Origin of the sequence: Agromyces cavernae, assembly GCF_021044935.1 — a bacterium.
GTDB lineage: Bacteria > Actinomycetota > Actinomycetes > Actinomycetales > Microbacteriaceae > Agromyces > Agromyces cavernae.
The window spans coordinates 258,602-277,681 of sequence record NZ_JAJNMP010000004.1; the positions used below are offsets into that span (position 1 = coordinate 258,602).

The 19,080-nt window shown below is 72.0% G+C and carries 17 protein-coding genes and 1 tRNA gene; 11 read left to right on the top strand and 7 right to left on the bottom strand.

Annotated elements, in window-relative coordinates; all coding sequences use genetic code 11:
* Positions 1 to 95: 95 nt before the first annotated feature.
* Together LQ757_RS16850 and LQ757_RS16855 are read right to left on the bottom strand one after the other, a co-directional pair.
* The gene (locus LQ757_RS16850; protein WP_231048428.1) at positions 96 to 935 is read right to left on the bottom strand and encodes an LmeA family phospholipid-binding protein; all 840 of its coding nucleotides are present in this window, start codon (positions 933 to 935) and stop codon (positions 96 to 98) included.
* Positions 936 to 959: 24 nt separating this feature from the next.
* Positions 960 to 2,633: an arginine--tRNA ligase gene (locus LQ757_RS16855; RefSeq protein WP_231048429.1), complete on the bottom strand. Its 1,674-nt coding sequence runs from the start codon at positions 2,631 to 2,633 to the stop codon at positions 960 to 962.
* A gap of 39 nt (positions 2,634 to 2,672) precedes the next feature.
* Between LQ757_RS16855 and LQ757_RS16860 the strand changes: the two genes are divergently transcribed.
* The 9 genes from LQ757_RS16860 (at position 2,673) to LQ757_RS16900 (ending at position 10,620) form a co-directional block, all read left to right on the top strand.
* Entirely contained in the window at positions 2,673 to 3,287 is a 615-nt protein-coding gene (locus LQ757_RS16860) for an iron ABC transporter ATP-binding protein (RefSeq protein ID WP_231048430.1), read from the top strand.
* Positions 3,288 to 3,340: 53 nt separating this feature from the next.
* Positions 3,341 to 4,480, top strand: a complete 1,140-nt coding sequence (locus LQ757_RS16865) for an ROK family transcriptional regulator (protein ID WP_231048431.1) — start codon at positions 3,341 to 3,343, stop codon at positions 4,478 to 4,480.
* 76 nt (positions 4,481 to 4,556) lie between these two features.
* Positions 4,557 to 4,629, top strand: a tRNA-Arg gene (locus tag LQ757_RS16870).
* Between the two features lie 54 nt (positions 4,630 to 4,683).
* Entirely contained in the window at positions 4,684 to 5,331 is a 648-nt protein-coding gene (locus LQ757_RS16875; protein ID WP_231048432.1) for a DUF2461 domain-containing protein, read from the top strand.
* Positions 5,332 to 5,411: 80 nt separating this feature from the next.
* On the top strand, positions 5,412 to 5,945 hold the full coding sequence (locus LQ757_RS16880) for a sigma-70 family RNA polymerase sigma factor (RefSeq protein ID WP_231048433.1): 534 nt from the start codon (positions 5,412 to 5,414) through the stop codon (positions 5,943 to 5,945).
* On the top strand, positions 5,932 to 6,720 hold the full coding sequence (locus tag LQ757_RS16885; protein WP_231048434.1) for a hypothetical protein: 789 nt from the start codon (positions 5,932 to 5,934) through the stop codon (positions 6,718 to 6,720). The genes LQ757_RS16880 and LQ757_RS16885 overlap by 14 nt, the downstream gene beginning before the upstream one ends.
* A 142-nt stretch (positions 6,721 to 6,862) precedes the next feature.
* A complete protein-coding gene (locus LQ757_RS16890; protein WP_231048435.1) occupies positions 6,863 to 8,845 on the top strand; it encodes a TPM domain-containing protein in 1,983 nt (660 codons plus the stop codon).
* A gap of 60 nt (positions 8,846 to 8,905) precedes the next feature.
* Positions 8,906 to 9,640 (top strand): PspA/IM30 family protein, encoded by a 735-nt coding sequence (locus LQ757_RS16895; RefSeq protein WP_231048436.1) that lies wholly within the window; start codon positions 8,906 to 8,908, stop codon positions 9,638 to 9,640.
* Positions 9,641 to 9,762: 122 nt separating this feature from the next.
* Complete coding sequence (locus tag LQ757_RS16900; RefSeq protein WP_231048437.1) at positions 9,763 to 10,620, top strand: arginase family protein; 858 nt, start codon at positions 9,763 to 9,765, stop codon at positions 10,618 to 10,620.
* 11 nt (positions 10,621 to 10,631) lie between these two features.
* Here LQ757_RS16900 and lepB read toward each other — a convergent pair whose 3' ends face one another.
* The gene (gene lepB / locus LQ757_RS16905) at positions 10,632 to 11,207 is read right to left on the bottom strand and encodes a signal peptidase I (RefSeq protein WP_231048438.1); all 576 of its coding nucleotides are present in this window, start codon (positions 11,205 to 11,207) and stop codon (positions 10,632 to 10,634) included.
* Complete coding sequence (locus tag LQ757_RS16910; protein WP_231048439.1) at positions 11,185 to 12,867, bottom strand: multicopper oxidase family protein; 1,683 nt, start codon at positions 12,865 to 12,867, stop codon at positions 11,185 to 11,187. Before LQ757_RS16910 ends, lepB begins: the two co-directional genes overlap by 23 nt.
* 211 nt (positions 12,868 to 13,078) lie before the next feature.
* Between LQ757_RS16910 and LQ757_RS16915 the strand changes: the two genes are divergently transcribed.
* Both LQ757_RS16915 and LQ757_RS16920 read left to right on the top strand, forming a co-directional pair.
* Positions 13,079 to 14,611 (top strand): dihydrolipoyl dehydrogenase family protein, encoded by a 1,533-nt coding sequence (locus LQ757_RS16915; protein ID WP_231048440.1) that lies wholly within the window; start codon positions 13,079 to 13,081, stop codon positions 14,609 to 14,611.
* The gene (locus LQ757_RS16920) at positions 14,608 to 15,054 is read left to right on the top strand and encodes a Fe-S oxidoreductase (protein WP_372459669.1); all 447 of its coding nucleotides are present in this window, start codon (positions 14,608 to 14,610) and stop codon (positions 15,052 to 15,054) included. The genes LQ757_RS16915 and LQ757_RS16920 overlap by 4 nt, the downstream gene beginning before the upstream one ends.
* Here the strand turns inward: LQ757_RS16920 and LQ757_RS16925 are convergent.
* From LQ757_RS16925 to LQ757_RS16935, 3 genes are read right to left on the bottom strand one after another with little or no spacing between them, the layout of a single operon-like run.
* A complete protein-coding gene (locus tag LQ757_RS16925) occupies positions 15,017 to 15,964 on the bottom strand; it encodes a siderophore-interacting protein (protein WP_231048441.1) in 948 nt (315 codons plus the stop codon). The two genes, LQ757_RS16920 and LQ757_RS16925, sit on opposite strands and share 38 nt — an antisense overlap.
* 34 nt (positions 15,965 to 15,998) lie before the next feature.
* A complete protein-coding gene (locus LQ757_RS16930) occupies positions 15,999 to 18,089 on the bottom strand; it encodes an iron ABC transporter permease (protein ID WP_231048442.1) in 2,091 nt (696 codons plus the stop codon).
* Positions 18,061 to 19,029: an ABC transporter substrate-binding protein gene (locus LQ757_RS16935; RefSeq protein ID WP_231048443.1), complete on the bottom strand. Its 969-nt coding sequence runs from the start codon at positions 19,027 to 19,029 to the stop codon at positions 18,061 to 18,063. Before LQ757_RS16935 ends, LQ757_RS16930 begins: the two co-directional genes overlap by 29 nt.
* Positions 19,030 to 19,080: the final 51 nt, after the last annotated feature.

Here is a 19,080-nt window from a genome sequence, read left to right on the forward strand (position 1 = left end):
GGATCGGTTCCTGAAGCCTGATGCGTGTGCCGGCCTTTTGGGTCGGCGCCACCGAGTCTACCGACGGGTCGAGGGGCGAGCCGAATCGAGCGCGCTCAGGTGCAGGCGCCGGTGTCGGCGAGGCTCTCATCGTCGAGGCGCAGGTCGGTCGCGTGGGCATCGACGGTCACCGAGCCCTCGGTGACCGCGATGCCCGTCACCTCGACTCCCTCGGGCAGGCGCTCGGCTACGCAGATCTCGATCGGGTTCTCGCCGATGATGCGATCGGCGAGACCCGAGAGGTCGACCGAGCCCCCTGCGGCCGAGACGTCGACGCCGATCGACTCGAGCACCACGGTGTCGCCGGCCGCGACCGGCGTCGCCGTGACCTCGACGGTGATCGGGATCGGGATCGAGAGGAGGTCGACCTCGATCGACCGCTCGTAGGCGACCGCGCCGTCGCCGAGCGTCAGCCCGCCCTCGATGCCCGCGACCTCGATGAGGCGGTTCACCGTGGCCTCGTCGGCGACGACCGTCGCTTCTGCCTGCGCGATCGGCGACGCGAAGTCGACCGGGACGCCCTGCAGTGCGACGTCGACGTCGAGCGGGGCGCCCTCGACGAGGAGTTCGGGCGCGCTCAGCTCGACGCGGTCGATCGTTCCCGTGAGGTACTGCGCGAGCACCGAGAACCCGCCGATCGTGACGTCGACCTCACCCTCGACACCCGGCGGCAGCTCGGCCTCGATCTGCTCGGCCACGCGCTGCTCGGCGATGCCTCGCACCACGACGTCGGCGATCACGAGGAGCGCCGCGACGCCGACGATGACCGCCACCACGATGATCCACACGCGCGCGGCGCGGCGCGGGCGCCGCGGCTCGGCGGCCGGTGTCATCGGCGTGAGCACCTCGGTGGGATACACCTCGGTCGGATGGTCATCTCGCGACGAATCCGTCATCGGCGCCCCTTCGTCCCTTCGCCGCTACATGCGCTCGGGTGCGGACACGCCGAGCAGGCCGAGGCCGTTGCGGATGACCTGGCCGGTGGCGTCGTTCAGCCAGAGGCGCGTGCGGTGCAGGTCGCCGATCGGCTCGTCGCCGAGCGGCAGCACACGGCAGTTGTCGTACCAGCGGTGATAGAGGCCGGCGAGTTCCTCGATGTAGCGGGCCACGCGATGCGGCTCGCGCAACTCGGCCGCCTGCGCGACGATGCGCGGGAACTCCTGCAGGGCTCCGAGCAGCGCCGACTCGGTCTCGTGGTCGAGCAGTTCGGGCGCGAACGTCGAACGGTCGACCCCGACGGATGCCGCGTTGCGGTCGACCGCAGACGTGCGCGCATGCGCGTACTGCACGTAGAAGACGGGATTGTCGTTCGTGCGGCGCTGCAGGATCTCGGGGTCGATCGTGAGCGGCGAGTCGGCCGGATAGCGGCCGAGCGTGTACCGCAGCGCGTCGGTTCCGAGCCACGCCTGCAGGTCGTCGAGCTCGATGATGTTGCCCGCGCGCTTCGAGAGCTTCGCGCCGTTGATCGACACGAGCTGGCCGATCTGCACCTCGATGTCGCGCTCGGGGTCGTCGCCGGCCGCGCCCGCGAGCGCCTTCAGGCGGTGCACGTACCCGTGGTGGTCGGCGCCGAGCAGGTAGATCTTGTGCTTGAAGCCGCGGTCGCCCTTGTCGAGGTACAGCGCCGCATCGGCCGCGAAGTAGGTGTAGACGCCGTTGCTGCGGCGGATCACCCGGTCTTTGTCGTCGCCGAAGTCGGTGGTGCGCGCCCAGACCGCACCGTCCTCGTCGAAGACGTGGCCCTGGGCACGCAGGCGCTCGACCGCGGTGTCGACGTCGGAGAGCCCGTCGTCGCCCTTCGAGTGCATGCGGCGCTCGCTCGTCCACACGTCGAAGTGCACGTTGAACCGGTCGAGCGACTCGCGGATCTCGGCGAGCTGCAGCTCGTAGGCGATCTCTTTCGCGGTGTGCAGCGCGACGTCGTCGGCGAGCTCGAGCAGCTTGGGCTCGCGTTCGAGCACCCTCGCGGCGAGGTCGGAGATGTAGCTGCCCGGGTAGCCGCCCTCGGGGGTCGGCTCGCCCTTCGCCGCGGCGAGCACCGACGCTCCGAACGCGTCCATCTGGCTGCCCGCATCGTTGATGTAGTACTCGTTCGCCACCTCGGCGCCGGCGGCACGCAGCACCCGGCTGATCGAATCGCCGAGTGCTGCCCAGCGGCTGTGCCCGATGTGCAGCGGGCCCGTGGGGTTCGCCGACACGAACTCGAGGTTGATGAAGCTGCCGCCGAGCGAGTCGCCGTGGCCGTAGCGCTCGCCGGCATCGACGATGGCCTTCGCGAGTGCGCCGGCCGCGGCCGCGTCGAGGCGGATGTTGATGAACCCGGGCCCCGCGACCTCGGCACTCGCGACGCCGTCGATCGCGCGGAGCCCTTCGGCGAGCTCGGTCGCGATCTCGCGCGGGCTCTGCGCGAGCGGCTTCGCGATGCGCATCGCGATGCTCGATGCCCAGTCGCCGTGCTCGCGCAGCTTGGGGCGCTCGAGCGTCACATCGTCGACCGCGAGCGGGAGGTCGACCTCGGCGCCGGCCGCACGACGTCGCTCGACGAGGGCGAGCACGAGGTCGTACAGGGTGCGGGAGAGGTCGGCTGGAGTCACTCCGAAATCCTACCCGGAGCGGTTGGTAAGGTTCGTCACATGCTGCGCCCGCTCCACCCCGCCCGAACCCCCGCCTTCGGCTCCATTCTCGTCGCCGCGGCATCCGTTCTGCTGCTCGCCGGATGCTCCGGGGCGATGCCCGGAGCGACCGATCCGACTGGTCCGCCCCCAGGATCCGAACCGCCCGCAGCCACGGCCGCGCCGAGCGAACCGGCCGAAGAGCCGATCCCGTTCGAGGTCGCGTGCGACGAACTGCTGAGCGCCGACGACGTCTACGCCTTCAACCCGAACTACGGCGCCGACCCCGGTTTCGAGCCGAGCGCCGACGCCGTCGTCGGCATCGTCGACGAAGCCGGCACCGCCTGCGGCCTCCTGAACCAGACCAACGGGGCGGTCATCGAGTTCGGGGTCGCCACTCCCCCGGCCGGCGCCCTCGAGACGCGCAGGGGCGACGCGGCACTGGGCAGCCACGTCGTGCCCACCTACGGCACCCCGCCCGACGTCGAGGGCTACTTCAGCCGCACGGGCGACGTCGGCGAGGCGCAGGTGTTCACCGGACCGTACTGGGTCGTCATCGACTCCACCGAGCTCATCGAACCCGGCGACGCGCAGTCGCTCGTCGCGGCGGTCGTCGCGAACCTGCCGGCGAGCTGAGGACCACGACGACCTTGCGAAACGCACACGGCACCCCCTCATGGCTCGGCGCGGTGAACGACCGAGTCGGCCTCTCGGCGCTGCTCGACAAGGGACCGCTCACGCGCAACCGCATCTGCGAGCTCGTCGGCGTCTCGAAGCCGACCGCTTCGATGATGATGAACCGGCTCATCGCCGCCGGGGTCGTCGAGGAGCGGGGGCAGGTCAGCGGCGGCTCGGGTCGCAACGCCACCCTCTACGCCGCCCGCACCGACCGACCGCTCGGCGTCGCGATCGCCATCGACGCGCACGAGTTGCGCGCGAGCGTCGTCGACGCGGCAGGCGGCGAGCGACCGGTCGTGCGCACGGTGCTGCCCGGTGATGCGGCGGCCCGCTCGGCGGTCGGCGAGGTCGCCGCGGCGATCCGCGACGCGAGCGCCGCGGCCGGCACCGACCCCGACGAGGTGCACACGATCTGCATCGGCACCGCCGGCTATGTCGACCCGGGCGGCGAGGGCGCCCTGTTCAGCGAGACGCTGCCCGGCTGGCCCACCACCGGGCTGCGGGCGACGCTCGAGGCCGAGCTCGGCGTCGTCGCCTTCATCGAGAACGACGTGAACCTCGCCGCACTCGCCGAGCGTGAGACCGGCGCGGGCGTCGACCGCGACGTGTTCGCGCTGCTCTGGCTCGGCAACGGCGTCGGGGCGTCGTTCGACGTCGCGGGCGACCTGCACCGCGGCACGTTCGGGGGTGCCGGCGAGATCGGGTTCCTCCCGCTGTCGGTCGCAGCACGTGAGCTCGACGACGCCGCGCACACCAGCCAGGACCTCGTCGGCGCCGTCGCCGTCGAGCGGCTCGCGGCGGCGCGAGGGCTGAGTGCCGACGACTACCACGGGGCGCTCGACGCGATCAGCGCGAGCACCGACCGCGACCTGATCATCGACGAACTCGGCGAGCGCATCGCGCACATCAGCCTGGCGCTGCTCGCCACCCTCGACCCGGGCCTGCTCGTGCTCGCGGGTCCGACCGCGGCCGTCGGCGGCCCGCGTCTGGCCGAGGCCGTCGAGCGCGACATCCGCCGCCTGAGCCGCTGGTATCCCGATGTCGTGGCGACGCACGTCGAGGGCGACGCCGTGCTGGTGGGCGCCCGGGCGTTCCTGACGGCGAAGGTGCGCGACGAACTGCTCGGCACCGTGGCGAAATTGACGATGTGAGCGTCCGCCCGGCGTGATCGCCGTCCGAGGCGCGGTCGGATCACGGGCGCGCAGGTGGTAATGTCTCTAGTCGTGCGCCTCCGTAGCTCAGGGGATAGAGCGCCGGTTTCCGGTACCGTAGGTCGGGGGTTCGAATCCCTCCGGGGGCACTCCAGACGATGACGTCGCCGACGCCGTTCCGAGCCTCCATCGAGGAGGCCGAGATGGGCGTATTCACGGGTTGGCCGGGGGCGGCGGTGCAGTTCTACCGCGGACTCGAGGCCGACAACTCCAAGGCGTACTGGACCGAGCACCGCGCCGTGTACGACGATATGGTGCTCGCCCCGATGCAGGCGCTGCTCGAGGATCTCGCCGCCGAGTTCGGCGAGGGACGGATCTTCCGCCCCTACCGCGACATCCGGTTCAGCGCCGACAAGTCGCCCTACAAGACCGCGATCGGCGCGACGGTCGGCGGTTCCGGCTACGTGCAGTTCTCGGCCGAGGGCCTCGGCGTCGGCGCCGGATGCCACGTCATGGCGCCCGACCAGCTGGCCCGGTTCCGCGCCGCCGTCGACGACGACCGCAGCGGCGACGCGCTGGTCGCCGCGGTCGCGGCGGTCGAGGCCGGCGGCGTCGACGTCACGGCGAGCGAGCGCCTGAAGCGCGTGCCGCGCGGGTTCGACCCCGACCATGCGCGGGCGGAGCTGCTGCGCGACAAGGACCTCACCGCGTGGATCCAGTGGCCGGTCGAGCCCTGGCTGCACACGCCGGCCGCCGAGGCCCGGGTCGTCGATGCGCTGCGCGCCTCGCAGCCGCTCACCGACTGGCTCGACGCTCATGTCGGCCCGTCCTCGGCCGAGCGTTCTCGCTGACGGTTGCGGCGCACAACGAAACGCCGCCGCCGTTCGTCTGAATGGGTGACGGGGGAACCGCCTCCGTCGGGAGGAGTGCCGTGAGCCGCCCGTGGGACGCCGTGGCGACCGAGCTGGTCGTCGAACGCGGCGACGCACTCAGCCGCTACGCGTACCTGCTCACCGGCAGCGTCGACGACGCCGCCGACCTCGTGCAGGACGCGCTCGTGCGCACGTTCGGCACCCCGCGCATGCGGCTCACCCTGCCGCGTGCCGAGGCGTACGTGCGCCGCGCGATCCTGAACGCGGTGATCGACCGGTCGCGACGCGACGGCACGTGGCGACATGTGCGGCACCTCACGGCCGTCCCCGCGTCGATCGCGTCCACGGCGGACGCCACCGACGAGCGACTCGACCTCGTCGCGCGCGTGCGCGAGCTCGCACCACGGCAGGCGGCGTGCATCGTGCTGCGCTACTACGACGACCTCACGGTCGACGGCGTCGCCGAGGTGCTGGGCATCAGTCCGGGCGCGGTCAAGCGGTACCTGAGCGACGGGCTGCGGGCGCTGTCCTCCGCGATCGATCCGGCGGGCGCACGCCCGGCACGGACTGGAGGCGACCATGTCGGAACATGACCGGAACGAGACGGCGCTCGCCCGCGAACTGAAAGCGGCAGCGGATGCCTCGACACCGCGTGCGATCGACGTCGACGCCGTGCTCGGGGCGAGCCGCGCGAAGCGCCGCGCCCGGCGCACCGCCGTCGTGGGCGGCGCCGGCGCACTGGTGGCCGTGCTCGCGGTGGGCGGACTGGTGTTCGGGATGCAGGACGGCCTGTTCGGGTCCACGAGCGCCGACTCCTCGCTCGAGTCGGGATCGGTCGCCGAGTCGGCGCCCGAGGTCGCCGACGAGCGGGACGAGAGCGGCCCGGTCGACGCTGAGGCCGCTCTCGAGATGCCGTACTGCGGGGCACGAGTTGCCCCGACGACGGATCCCGCGACCGCGCCGCTCGCGGTGCGGCTCGTGGTGCCCGAGAACACCGCCCCCGGGACATCCGTCGCAGCCGACGTGATCGTGACGAACGACGGCGAGGCGACGGTATCGGGCTCGATACGCCTGGTGCCGGGTCTCGCGGTCGACGACGATGGCGTGGTGGTCTGGCGCACGAGCGACCCCGGCGGCCCGGGAACGGGGCTCGAACTCGCGCCGGGCGAGTCGCTCACGCTGCGAGGCTCGTTGGAGACGCGCCGCTGCGTGTTCGGCGATGAGCCGCTCGACGAGGCGCCGAGGGCCGACCTCCCGCCACTCACGGCCGGCTCATACGGGGCACGAGCCATGGTCGAGTTCTTCGCGTTCGACTCCCTGGCGCGATTCGTGCTCGTCTCCCCTGGAGAGCCGTTCACCGTCGAGTGATGATCCGCACGCGACACCCGCGCGGCAGGTGCGTCCGGCGATGCGGTCGTGGACGAGTGGCGCGAGTCCGCCATAGACTCGGACGCGTCGGCTGGGCACGGGGGAAAGGCACTGGTGCATGCGCTTGCTACGCAAGGGATCCGTGATTCTGGCGATCGTGGCGGGCATGGTGGTCGCCGGCGCGGCCGGCACGGCGTGGGCTGAAGACCCCGTGACGTTCGGATCATCCCCCGTCGTCGACTCCGCGGGCGTCCTCGGCGACCAGGCCGACGACGTCGTCGCGGCGCTCGACGAGTCGGCGCAGCGCAGCGGGCGCCAGCTGTTCGTCGCCTACGTCGACACGTTCACGAACCCCGAGGCTGCCGACGAATGGGCCGTCCGCACCGCGATCGACAACAACATGGGCAGCGAGGACTACCTGCTCGCGGTCGCCGTCGACGGCCGGGCCTACTACCTGTCGGCAGCGAGCGACGCGTCCCTCTCCGATGCCGAACTCGATCGCATCAGCCTCGAGGTCATCGAACCGCGGCTCCGTGATGAGGACTGGGCGGGCGCCGCGACCGCGGGTGCCGAGGCGATCGCCGGCGACACCGGGGGCGGCGGCATCGGCGCGGGCTTCATCTGGTTCCTCGTCATCGCCGCCGCGGTCATCATCGTCGTGGCCATCGTGCTGGCCCGCCGCAAGAAGAAGCGCGGCCAGGTCGAGGCCGGACCCGGCGGAGTTCCCCTGCCGTCGATCGACGACCTGCGCCGCCGAGCCGGGAGCGCACTCGTACAGGCCGACGACGCGATGAAGACGAGTGCCGAAGAGCTGGGCTTCGCGGTCGCCTCGTACGGCGACGAGGCCACCGCCGAGTTCCGTGCCGCTCTCGAGTCGGCGAAGGCGAAGGTCGCCGAGGCGTTCGCGCTGCAGCAGCGCCTCGACGACGCCGAGCCCGACACCGACGACGAACGACGCGCCTGGTACGGCGGCATCATCCAGCTCACCGGCGAGGCCGACGCCCTGCTCGACGAGCAGGCCGAACGATTCGACGCCCTGCGCGACCTCGAACGCAACGCACCCGAAGCGCTCGCGCGGGTCGAAACGGCCGCCGTGGGCGCCGAGCGCGAGATCGCGCCCGCAGTGCAACGGCTGAACGCCCTCAAGTCGCAGTACGGCGAGAGCGCGCTCGCCCCCGTCGCCGACAACCCCGAGCAGGCGCAGGTGCGCATGCGGTTCGCTCGCGAGTCGCTCGCCGCGGCGAAGACCGCGGTCGACGCCGGCCAGGGAGGACCGGCCGCCGTCTCGATCCGCGCCGCCGAAGAGGCGGTCGACCAGGCGAAGCTCCTGTCGGTCGCCGTCGAGCGCCTCGCAGCAGATCTCGCGGCAGCCGACCAGGCCGTCACCGCGGGCGTCGCCGAACTCGACCGCGACGTGCAGGCGGCGCGCTCGCTGAACACCGAGGCCACGACTGCGCTCGCCGATCGTGTCGCGGCCGAGGCATCCGACATCCGTTCGTCGATCGGCCGGCCGGGGCGCGACCCGCTCGCGCTGCAGGCACGGCTCGAACAGGTCGACGCCGAGATCGACGCCGCCATCCAGGGCGCGCGCGACGCCGCCGAGCAGGCTGCGCGCGCACGGTCCCAGCTCGACCGCAGCCTCGCCGCCGCGCGCGCGCAGGTTCACGCGACCGAGGACTACCTCGTCGCCCGCCGCGGTGCCGTCGGGGCCGAGGCACGCACGCGACTCGCCGAGGCGGGCCGGCTGCTCGTGCAGGCCGAGGCGGTCGCCGCGACCGACCCGGCCGGTGCACTCTCGACCGCACAGCGGGCCGACCAGCTCGCACGCTCGGCGATGTCGCTCGCGCAACAGGACGTCGGCGGCTTCGGCGGCGGCATGGGCGGCGGCTTCGGCGGGAGCGGCGGAGGCACCGGAGGCGGCGGAGGCGGCGACATCTTCGGCGCGGTGCTCGGCGGCATCCTCATCAACTCGGTCCTCGGCGGTGGAGGCGGAGGCGGCGGTTTCGGCGGCGGAGGCGGCGGCTTCGGCGGCAGCGGAGGTTTCGGGGGCGGCGGTCGTCGCTCCCCCGGCAGTTTCGGCGGATCGGGCACGCGCTCCCGCCGCGGAAGCGGAGGTCGTTTCTGACCCGCCACGACTCCTGACCGAACCTCGACCGACCTCTGTTCTCACCACGAAAGGAACACCATGTCCAAGCAGTCCATCTTCGGCCGGATCTCGCAACTCGTGCGGGCCAACATCAACGCGCTCATCGACCAGGCCGAAGATCCCCAGCTCATGCTGGACCAGATGGTTCGCGACTACACCAACTCCATCGCCGACGCCGAGGCCGCGATCGCCGAGACCATCGGCAACCTGCGCCTGCTCGAAGACGACCACCGCGAAGACGTCGACGCCGCCCGGGAGTGGGGCGAGAAGGCGATCGCGGCGAGCCGCAAGGGCGACGAGCTGCGCACGGCGGGCGACGCCTCGGGCGGCGACAAGTTCGACAATCTCGCGAAGGTGGCGCTCAGCCGCCAGATCTCCGCCGAGAACGAGGCGAAGGCGGCCGAGCCGCAGATCGCCGCGCAGACCGAGGTCGTCGACAAGCTGAAGGCCGGCCTCAACGGCATGAAGGAGAAGCTCGTCCAGCTGCAGAACAAGCGCTCCGAGCTCGTCGCGCGGGCGAAGACCGCCCAGGCGCAGAAGCAGGTGCAGGACGCGGTCAAGTCGATCGACATCCTCGACCCGACGAGCGACATCGGCCGCTTCGAGGAGAAGATCCGCCGCGAGGAGGCCGTCGTGCGCGGCCAGGCCGAGCTCGCCGCGTCGAGCCTCGACGCCCAGTTCAACGAGCTCGACGACCTCGGCGAGCTGACCGAGGTCGACGCCCGGCTCGCCGCGCTGAAGGCGGGCGGCTCGCAGAGCGCGATCTCGGGCTGAGTCCGACACCGGTCGCAACGGCCGTGCCGCGTGTCCACGACGCGCGGCACGGCCGTTCGCCTTCGGCGGAGCCTGCGACATCCGCCGTGCGCACGGAGCTACGGAGCGGAATACTGGGACGCATGCCAGCAACCTTCGTCGTCGTGCCGCAGTGGCAGGGTTCGGTGTCCGCTCGCGCGATGAGCCACGCCGACGGTGCCACCGCCATCCAGGGCGACCTGCCCGCATCGACCACCATCGTCGTCGAGGTCCCCGCCGAAGCCGGTGAATCGCTCGGCACGGGGGTGCAGCGCTACTCGACGATCCGACGCGTCCGCGAGCTGTCCGATGCTGCGCTCCTCCGGGTGCCCGACTGGGCGATCACCATCGCCGGCGACTGCGGGGCGGCCGTCGCCGGCGCCGCGCACGCGCAGGCACGATCGGCGGGCGACCTCGCCGTGCTCTGGCTCGATGCGCACCCCGACCTGAACACGCCCGAATCCTCGCCGTCGGGCGGATTCGGCGGCATGGCCCTTCGCGCGATCCTCGGAGACGGCCCAGAGGGTCTCGCCCTCGACGAATCGACGCGCGTCGCGCCCGGAAGGCTCGTGCTCGGGGGCGTGCGCGCGATCGACGACGAGGAGCGCCGCTTCATCGACGAGCACGGCGTGACCCTGCTCACGGTCGAAGACCTCGCCGAGCCCGCCGCGGTCGTCGAAGCACTCGAGGCGACGGGCGCCGGCCGGGTGTTCGTGCACATCGACCTCGATGTGCTCGACCCGTCGGCGATCGCGGGGCTGTCGTACCCCATGCCGTTCGGCATCGGCGCGCCCGAGCTCGCCGCCCTCGTTCGAGCGGTCGCCGCGCGCTTCCCGTTGGCTGGGGCGTCGATCGCGGGATTCGCGCCGAGCTCCCCGGAAGCGGCATCCGACGACCTGCCGACGATCCTGCGACTGGTCGCCGCGCTGACCTCGGGTGCTGCCGCCGCCGGCGCAGCCTGACGCCGCGTCGGTCAGCGCGTGTCCCGCCCGAGCAGGCCGGGGATGAGTCCCAGATCGCCGGGCTCGCCCGCGTCGACCACGCTTCGAGGCGCTTGGTCGGGGATCGTCCGCACGACGTCGACGCCCACGACCGTGCCCGCGACCGCCGCGAGCGGAACGGCGCCGAACGCGCGCGAGTCCACGGAACTGCCGCGGTTGTCGCCGAGCACGAAGACATGCCCTGCCGCCACCCGCACCGGACCGAAGTACTCGCCGTTGACCCTCGCATAGTCGACGAAGGGTTCGTCGACCTCGGCGCGGTTCACCACGAGCACTCCGTCCTCGATGCCGACCTCGTCACCGCCGATCGCGACGACCCGCTTGAGCAGCAGCTTGCCGTCGTCGGGCGACGCGAGCATCACGAGGTCGCGCCGTTGCACGCCCCGCGCCCCGACGGCGCCGACCGTGACCCAGTCGCCGTCGAGCACCGTCGGCGCCATGCTGTCGGACGCGACGCGAACCCGTTCCGTTCCCGGCGCAGGCATCGCGACCGCGAGCCCGGCGACCACTCCGGCGACGATGAGTTCAGGCCAGCGACGGATCCGCATCCGGCACGGGCCTCGCCGCGTTGATGGGGTCGTTCGGGTCGGGGTCGCCGGGCCGCAGGCCCACCGAGTACTGCGTCATCATGGCGTGGTCCTCGTGCGACAGGTTGTGGCAGTGCACCATGTACCGCCCGCTGTGAGGGCCGAAGTTCATGAGGAGGCGCACCGTCTCGTTCTCGCCGAGGTACACCGTGTCCTTCGGCCCCTGCTCGTAGTCGAACACGGGAGCGCCGTTGCGGGTGAGCACCTTGAAGTCGACGAGGTGGACGTGCACCGGGTGGAACCAGCCGTCACCGCCCTCGAACTCCCAGATCTCGGTGTCGCCGAGTCCCGGGTCAGCCATGACCCGCTGGTAGCCGCTGTCGACGATGTCGTACCACGACAGCTCGCCGAGGGTCCAGACGTTCGTGGCGTCGTCGCGCTTCACCCGGAACCGCCGCTCCCTGACGGCGTCGGCCGGATCCAGCGCCATCACGGCGTTGCCGGTCGCGAGGTCGCCCGGGATGGTGTTCCACGTGGGGTCGGGCGAGCCGTCGGGCTTCGTCGTCGTGGGCGGCACGGGAAGGACGTCGAACGCCATCACCTTGTCGGTGAAGTCGAAGTCGCGGTTGTTGTCGTTCGAGCTGTTGAGCAGCTCGATGCGCCGGCCGGCGAACCCGCGGAAGTCGATGAGGAACTCGTACCGCTCGGCGGGCGCGTGCCGCCACGAGAGCGCCTGCCGCGAGCGCGGCATGAGTCCGCCGTCGGTCGCGACGAAGGTGACGGGCATGCCGTTGCTCAGCCGGAAGCGGAACGAACGCGAGACGCAGACGTTGAGCAGGCGGAACCGGTAGATGCGCGGCTCGACCCGCATCACGGGCCACGGTGCCCCGTTCATGATGATGACATCGCCCCAGACGCCCGAGTCCTCGCGGTTGTCGAACATCAGCCGCCCGTCGGCGGCGAACTGGGCGTCGTCGACCGTGAGCGTCACGTCGAACTCGCCCTGCGGCAGGAGGTCGCGCTCCTCCTCGTCGTGGATGTGGTAGTGCGCATTGAGCCCCGAGTAGACGTTCTGGGCGGTGACGTGCTGCGTGTGGTCGTGGTACCAGATCGTGCGCGCGGTCTGGTGGTCGGGGTAGTGGAACGTCTTCATCATGCCCGGCACGGTCACGTCGGCCGCATAGCCGTCGAACTGCGGCAGCGAGGCCGAGCCGTGCAGGTGGGTCGCGAGCTCCATCGTGTGCCCGAACGTCGGGTGCGTCGCCGGAAGGTGGTTGCGCACGGTGAGCTCGACACGCGTGCCTCGATCGACTTCGATGGTGGGTCCGGGGGCGATCCCGTCGTACCCGATCTGGGGAGTCAGCAATCCGCCGCCGAGGATTCTCGTGTTGAAGGCCTGCGCACGCACCTGGTACTTCTCGAACGGCCCCTCGCTGTCGATCCCGTGTGCGAACGGGACCAGTCGCGGCAGGGTGGGCAGGGTGCGCGCATAGCGTCGCGGGATCAGCTCGGGAGCCACCTGGCTCACCGATGCCGCCAGCGCCTCGTGATGGTTCACGACGGCGAGATCGCTGCGAGATGAGAACGCCGATGCCAGTGCCGCGCCGCCGAGCACCGTTGCCGCGGCGCCCGCCGCGCCGACCGCTCCGTACCGGAGAACCTGACGTCGAGTGACACTCATGATGCTCGCCTGCCGACTGCTCGGCGGGACCCCCTCCCGCCTTGACTTCCATGTTCGTCCGGTCCGCGCGATCTCCCAATCCCCGGTTCGGGGGGTCGATCCGCTGCGCGATCAGCCGCCGGAACCGGGCACGAACGACCCGTGCCCGGCCCCTGCCGACTGCATAGGCTGGGACGCGACGGCCGCGACGCGGCCGAAGGCGGGAGTGGCGATGGAGCGCGAGGTCGATGTGGTCGTCGTCGGCGGCGGACCGGTCGGAGAGAACGTCGCCGACCGCGCGCGTGCCGCCGGGCTCGAGGTGGTGCTCGTGGAGCACGAGCTCGTCGGCGGCGAATGCTCGTTCTGGGCGTGCGTGCCGTCGAAGACAATGCTGCGCAGCGCTGCCGCGTTGCGGGCGGCGACGCGGGTCGCGGGCTCCGCCGAGGCGGTCACGGGCAGGCTCGACGTCGAGGCGGTGCTGAAGCGACGCGACTACTGGGTCTCCGACTGGAGCGACGCCGGCGATGTCGGCTGGCTCGAGAGCGTCGGAGTCGTGCTCGAGCGAGGACACGGGCGACTCGACGGCGAGCGCCGCGTCATCGTCGAGCGCGATGGCGATGCGCCGCTCACCCTCGTCGCTCGGCATGCGGTGGCGGTCTCGCCCGGCTCCGACCCCGTGATCCCGCAGATCCCGGGCCTCGCCGGCGCGCGGCACTGGACGAGTCGCGATGCGACGAGCGTGCAGCATCCGCCTGGGCGTCTCGCGATCATCGGCGGCGGTGTCGTCGCCGTCGAGATGGCGACCGCATTCGCGGGTTTCGGAACCGAGGTCACCGTGCTCGCCCGCAGCAGCCTGCTGCGCAACATGGAGTCCTTCGCCGGTGACGCCGTGCTCGCGGGGCTGCGGGGGCTCGGGGCATCCGTTCGCCTCGGCGCCTCGGTGACGCGTGTCGGCCGCAACGATGCGGACGAGGTGGTCGTCGACCTCGACGACGGGTCGACGGTGGTCGCCGACGAGGTGCTCGTGGCCACCGGCCGACGCCCCCGTACGACGACGCTCGGAGTCGAGTCCGTCGGCCTCGAACCCGGCGCGTGGATCGACGTCGACGACACGATGCTCGCGACCGGCGCGGCCGGCAACTCCGATCGGCCCTGGCTGTACGCGGTCGGCGACGTGAACCACCGCGCCCTGCTCACCCACCAGGGCAAGTACCAGGCGCGTGCGACGGGCGATCTCATCGCCGCACGTGCGCTCGGCCGCCCCGTCGACACGGCGCCGTGGGGCGCGCACGTCGCGACCGCCGATCACTCCGCCGTTCCCGAGGTCGTCTTCGCCGAGCCCGAGTGCGTCTCGGTCGGGTTCACCGTCGAGGCCGCCGAGCGCGCCGGACGCACCCTGCGCGTCGCCGATGTCGAGATCGGCCGGGTGAGCGGCGCCGGGATCCTCGCCGACGACTACGAGGGCCGGGCCCGGCTCGTCGTCGACGCGCATGCCGGTACCGTGATCGGGGCGACGTTCGTGGGTCAGGACGTCGCCGAACTGCTGCAGGCCGCCACGATCGCGATCGTCGGCGAGGTGCCGGTCGACCGGCTCTGGCATGCCGTGCCCGCCTTCCCGACCGTGAGCGAAACGTGGTTGCGCCTGCTCGAGGCGCTCGGCCGGCCCGGATCGCCGGCGACGCAGGTCGCGTCGGGCGAACCGCACGACGATCGGGCGTCGGATGACCCGGGCGCGGCGGCGGGCGACGGCGAGGTCGCCGCGTGAGCGACCGGCAGGGTGTTCGACGTGGCGTCGGGCGGCGCCAGACCCGCACCGTGCGCATCCGCCTGACCGACTCCCCCATCAGTCGCGCCGGATACTGGTGGGCGACCCTCGTCGGCTTCACCTGGGGCTTCCTCTGGAGCACCGGGCCCATCGAACGCCGGCACGGGCTCATCGTCTTCACCGGCATGCCGAAGTGGACGTACGGCCGCGGCGGCTCGTGCGTCGGGGCGTGCTACCTCACCGGCTCCAACACCCGCGAGCGCGTGCTCGAGCACGAGACGGTGCACAAGGCGCAGTGGCAGAAGTACGGCATGCTCTTCCCGCTGCTGTACTTCTTCGCCGGGCGCAACCCGCTGAAGAACCGGTTCGAGATCGAGGCCGGGCTCGAGGCCGGAGGCTACCTGCCTACCCCTCGGCGCGGCCGAGCTTCCAATACCCCATGAAGGCGACGCGCCGACGGTCGACGCCGAGTTCCTTGACGAGATGGCGGCGCAGCGTCGTGATGGCGGATGCCTCGCCCGCGAGCCACGCGTAGAAGGCGGCGTCGTCGCGCGGCTCGGGCACCTCCCAGAGGATCTCCTCGTCGTCGATCGCCGGGAGCTCGTTCGAGGCGGCGGGCGGTTCGGAGGCAAGCCCGGCCGACGACGTCGCACCAGCACCGGATGCGTCGGCAGCGGCCCACTCGTCGGCCCACGCCCGCACCGCCTCGACGAGACGTGCGCCGTACTCGTCGGTCTTGTCGGACGAGCTGTCCCGCGGGAGCCAGCGCACGTCGACCCCCTCGGGTGCCCGCACGTCGAGCGCATCGCGCGCCTCGGGCACCTCGAGGAATGCCACGCCCCGGGCATCGGCCGGCAGCTGTTCGAGGATGGCCGAGACGGCCGGCACCGCGGTCTCGTCGCCCGCGATGAGCACGGTGCGGGCCGCGCCGGGGTTCCACTCCCAGCCGCCCGAGGGCTCGTCGCTCGTCGCGTCGGGCGCGACGAGGAGCATCCGAGCGCCGATCGCGGCCGTCCCGATCCACCGCGACGCCGGCCCACCGTCGCCGTGCGCGACGAAGTCGACGTCGAGCTCGCCGAGCTCGGGCCGAGCGTCGCGGATCGTGTAGGTGCGGATCGGGTTGCGGCGTTCGTCGGGAAGCGCCCGCCAGGCGGTGAACCAGTCTCCCCCGCTCGGCACGTCGGCGAAGCCGGTCGACTCGAGCGGCAGGATCACCTTGATGCGCTGGTCGGGTCCGTCCCAGCCGACCTCGCGCAGGTCGTCGCCGCGAAAGGTCACCCGCACGAAATGCGGCGACATCCGCTCGATCGCACCGACGTGGGTGTCGAAGACGCGGTATCCGGGCTTGGCCATGTGCAGGCTCCTTTGTCGAGTCGGTGGGTGAAGGTCAGGCGGTGCGGCGCGAGCGCCACAGCAGCCACACGAAGTAGGGGGCGCCGACGACGGCCGTGAGCAGGCCGGCCGGCAGCTGCCCGGGCGCGATCACGGTGCGGCCGAGGGCGTCGGCGACGGTGACGAGCAACGCACCGAGCAGCGCCGCGAGCGGCAGCACGAGGGCATGGCGCGCCCCCACGAGGGCGCGGGCCGCGTGCGGCGCGACGAGCCCCACGAAGCCGATCACGCCGACGGCCGAGACGGCCGTGGCGGTGAGCGCCACCGCTGATGCGAGCAGGCCGAGCCGCGCCCGCCCGAGCCGGATTCCGAGTACCCGTGGGGTGTCGTCGTCGAACGCGAGCAGGTCGAGCTCTCGACGGGCGCCGGCGAGCAGCGGCAGGGCGGCGAGCAGCACGACCAGCAGCGGAATGAGCTGGGGGAACGTGCGCCCGTATGTCGAACCCGAGAGCCAGGTGAGCGCCTTCGCCGCGTTGTACGGGTCGGTCGCGATGATCAGCATCGAGGTGATCGCCCCGGCGGCGGCCGAGACCCCGAGGCCGATCAGGATGAGTCGGGTCGACGCCAGGCCCCCGCGCAGGGCGAGCCCGAACACGATCACCGCGGCGATCGCGGCGCCGACGATGCCGCCGGTGGCGATGCCGAGGAAGGTGGCGAGCGGCCAGAACGTGATGACCAGCACGGCACCGACACCCGCCCCGCCGGTGACCCCGAGGATCGCGGGTTCCGCGAGCGGATTTCGCGACACGGCCTGCACGACGGTTCCCGCGAGGGCGAGCGCGGCACCCGCGAGCACGGCGGCGGCGACGCGCGGAGCACGCGTGTTCATGACGAACTCGACGAGCGGCCCGGCCTGGCCGGTCACCCAGTTGAGCACGTCTCCGCCGAGCAGCTTCGCGTCGCCGAGCAGCAGCGAGACGAAGGCGAGCACGACGAGGAGCACGGCCGATCCGGCCATGACGAGGAACCGACCGCGGGCCGAGAGGCCCGCGCCGATCACGAACCCGGCGGATGTCTCGGACGACGCCCTCGCCCGCAACGCGAGCGCGATGAGGAACACGGCGCCGAAGACGGTCGTCACCACGCCCGTCGGCACCTCGACGGCGGCCTGCCCGAATGCGAGGCGCAGGAGCACGTCGGCGCCGAGGACGACGATGACGCCCATGACCGCCGCGGCGGGGATCATCAGCACGTGCCGCTGCATGCCCGGTACGCGCACGGCGATGAGCCGCACGATCGCCGGCGCGGCGAGGCCGACGAAGCCGATCGGGCCGGCGACCGTGACCGCGGCCGCCGAGAGCAGCACGGCGACGACGATGCCGACGAGCCGGGTGCGCCGCACTCGCACGCCGAGCACGGTCGCGGTGTCGTCGCCGAGTGCCACGAGGTCGAACTGGCGGGAGAACACGAGCAGCACCGCGACGGCGACGAGCACGACGGGCGCGAGCTGCGAAACGGGCCCGAGGCCGGTCTGCGCGAGGGTGCCCTGGTTCCACGCGTAGAGGCCGGTCGTGGCCTCGGGGTGGAGCAGCAGCAGCATGATGGTGATCGCCTGCAGCGCGAGCGCGATCGCCGACCCCGCGAGCACGAGGCGCACCGTGCCGCCGCCGCGACCCCCTGCCGACAGTGCGAGCACGAGTCCGGCCGCGGCGAGGCCGCCGATGAAGGCGACGAAGCCGCCGCCCAGCGCCGGCAGCACCACGCCGAATGCGGCGACGCCGACCACCGCGAGGTATGAGCCCGCATTCACCGCGAGCGTGTCGGGTGAGGCGAGCAGGTTGCGCGAGACCGACTGCATGACGAGCCCGGCGACTCCGAGGGCGACGCCCACGAGCACGCCGGCGAGCAGACGCGGCATGCGCGATGCGACGAGCACGGCGGCCGCCTGGTCGTCGGAGGCGCCGGTCGCGAGACCGAGCAGTTCGGCAAGTCCCACGTCCGCCGAGCCCTGGGTGACATGCACCCCGGCGAGCAGCGTCGCGGCGACCAGTCCGAGCCCGATGAGCAGGACGGCGCCGAAGCGGGGACGTGTCGCCCCGCCCGGCGCCGTCACCGGCTCAGACTGCGAGCGTGTCGACGACCGCATCGATGTAGTCGTTCATCGACGAGGGGCCGCCGAACATCCAGATGCCGTCGGGCAGTCGGTGCACGTTGCCGCTCTTCACGAACGGCAGCGAGGTCCACACGGCATTGTCGGCGAGGTCGACGGCGTACGCGTCGGCCGCTCCGTTGGTGATGTACAGGAACTCGACATCGCCGACGCTCGTGAGACCCTCGACATCGGTCGACCCGAGGCCGTAGTCGGCGTCGCCTTCGCCGGTCCACGCGTTCTCGAGGCCGAGCTCCTCGGTGACGGCGGTGAGCAGCGCGCCCTCGGTGAACGGACGGATCGAGACCTGCCCGCCGCTGGCCCATGAGTCGCTCATCATGAACGCGGTGCCGGCGAGCCCGGCCTCTTCGAGCGCGGCCTTGCCTTCGGCGACCTTGGCGTCGAACTCGGCCAGCACGGCGTCGGCCTCGTCATCGGTGCCCGTCGCCGTGGCGATGCGCTCGAGGTTCGACTCCATCTGGCCGATCGGGTTCGACGCATCGGCGCCGCGCACGACGAGCACGGGTGCGAACTCCTCGATCTGCGCGATCACCGTTTCGGGCAGGTCGGTCGTGGTGACCACGAGGTCGGGCGCGAGGCCGGCGATCGCGTCGACCGACGGCTCGCCGCGCATGCCGACATCGGTGACGCCGTCGTCGAGCGACTCGGACTTCACCCAGGCGCTGTAGCCCTCGACATCGGCGACGCCGACCGGCATGACGCCGAGCGTCACGAGGTTCTCGGCCGTGTTCCACTCGAGCGCGACCACCTGCTCGGCGGGGGCGCCGAGCTCGATCGTCTCGCCGCGGTCGTCGACGATCGAGATGGCTGCGGCGTCGTCGCCTGCGGCGGCCGGGGCTTCGGTCGTGCCGCAGCCGGTGAGCAGCAGCACGGATGCCGCAGCGACGGCGGTCCCAGCGATGGCAGCCCGGTTCATGGTGGTACTTCTCATGGTGTCCTCACGGATCGGTGCGCGGGCATGGGTGTC

What these genes read in the sequence shown, in the direction of transcription:
- LQ757_RS16910 (WP_231048439.1), bottom strand. Translation starts at nt 12,867, where the DNA reads ATGAGTGTCACTCGACGTCAGGTTCTCCGGTACGGAGCGGTCGGCGCG.
- LQ757_RS16875 (WP_231048432.1), top strand. Translation starts at nt 4,684, where the DNA reads ATGGGCGTATTCACGGGTTGGCCGGGGGCGGCGGTGCAGTTCTACCGC.
- LQ757_RS16925 (WP_231048441.1), bottom strand. Translation starts at nt 15,964, where the DNA reads ATGGCCAAGCCCGGATACCGCGTCTTCGACACCCACGTCGGTGCGATC.
- lepB (WP_231048438.1), bottom strand. Translation starts at nt 11,207, where the DNA reads ATGCGGATCCGTCGCTGGCCTGAACTCATCGTCGCCGGAGTGGTCGCC.
- LQ757_RS16850 (WP_231048428.1), bottom strand. Translation starts at nt 935, where the DNA reads ATGACGGATTCGTCGCGAGATGACCATCCGACCGAGGTGTATCCCACC.
- LQ757_RS16930 (WP_231048442.1), bottom strand. Translation starts at nt 18,089, where the DNA reads ATGCGGTCGTCGACACGCTCGCAGTCTGAGCCGGTGACGGCGCCGGGC.
- LQ757_RS16885 (WP_231048434.1), top strand. Translation starts at nt 5,932, where the DNA reads ATGTCGGAACATGACCGGAACGAGACGGCGCTCGCCCGCGAACTGAAA.
- LQ757_RS16900 (WP_231048437.1), top strand. Translation starts at nt 9,763, where the DNA reads ATGCCAGCAACCTTCGTCGTCGTGCCGCAGTGGCAGGGTTCGGTGTCC.
- LQ757_RS16915 (WP_231048440.1), top strand. Translation starts at nt 13,079, where the DNA reads ATGGAGCGCGAGGTCGATGTGGTCGTCGTCGGCGGCGGACCGGTCGGA.
- LQ757_RS16860 (WP_231048430.1), top strand. Translation starts at nt 2,673, where the DNA reads ATGCTGCGCCCGCTCCACCCCGCCCGAACCCCCGCCTTCGGCTCCATT.
- LQ757_RS16895 (WP_231048436.1), top strand. Translation starts at nt 8,906, where the DNA reads ATGTCCAAGCAGTCCATCTTCGGCCGGATCTCGCAACTCGTGCGGGCC.
- LQ757_RS16935 (WP_231048443.1), bottom strand. Translation starts at nt 19,029, where the DNA reads ATGAACCGGGCTGCCATCGCTGGGACCGCCGTCGCTGCGGCATCCGTG.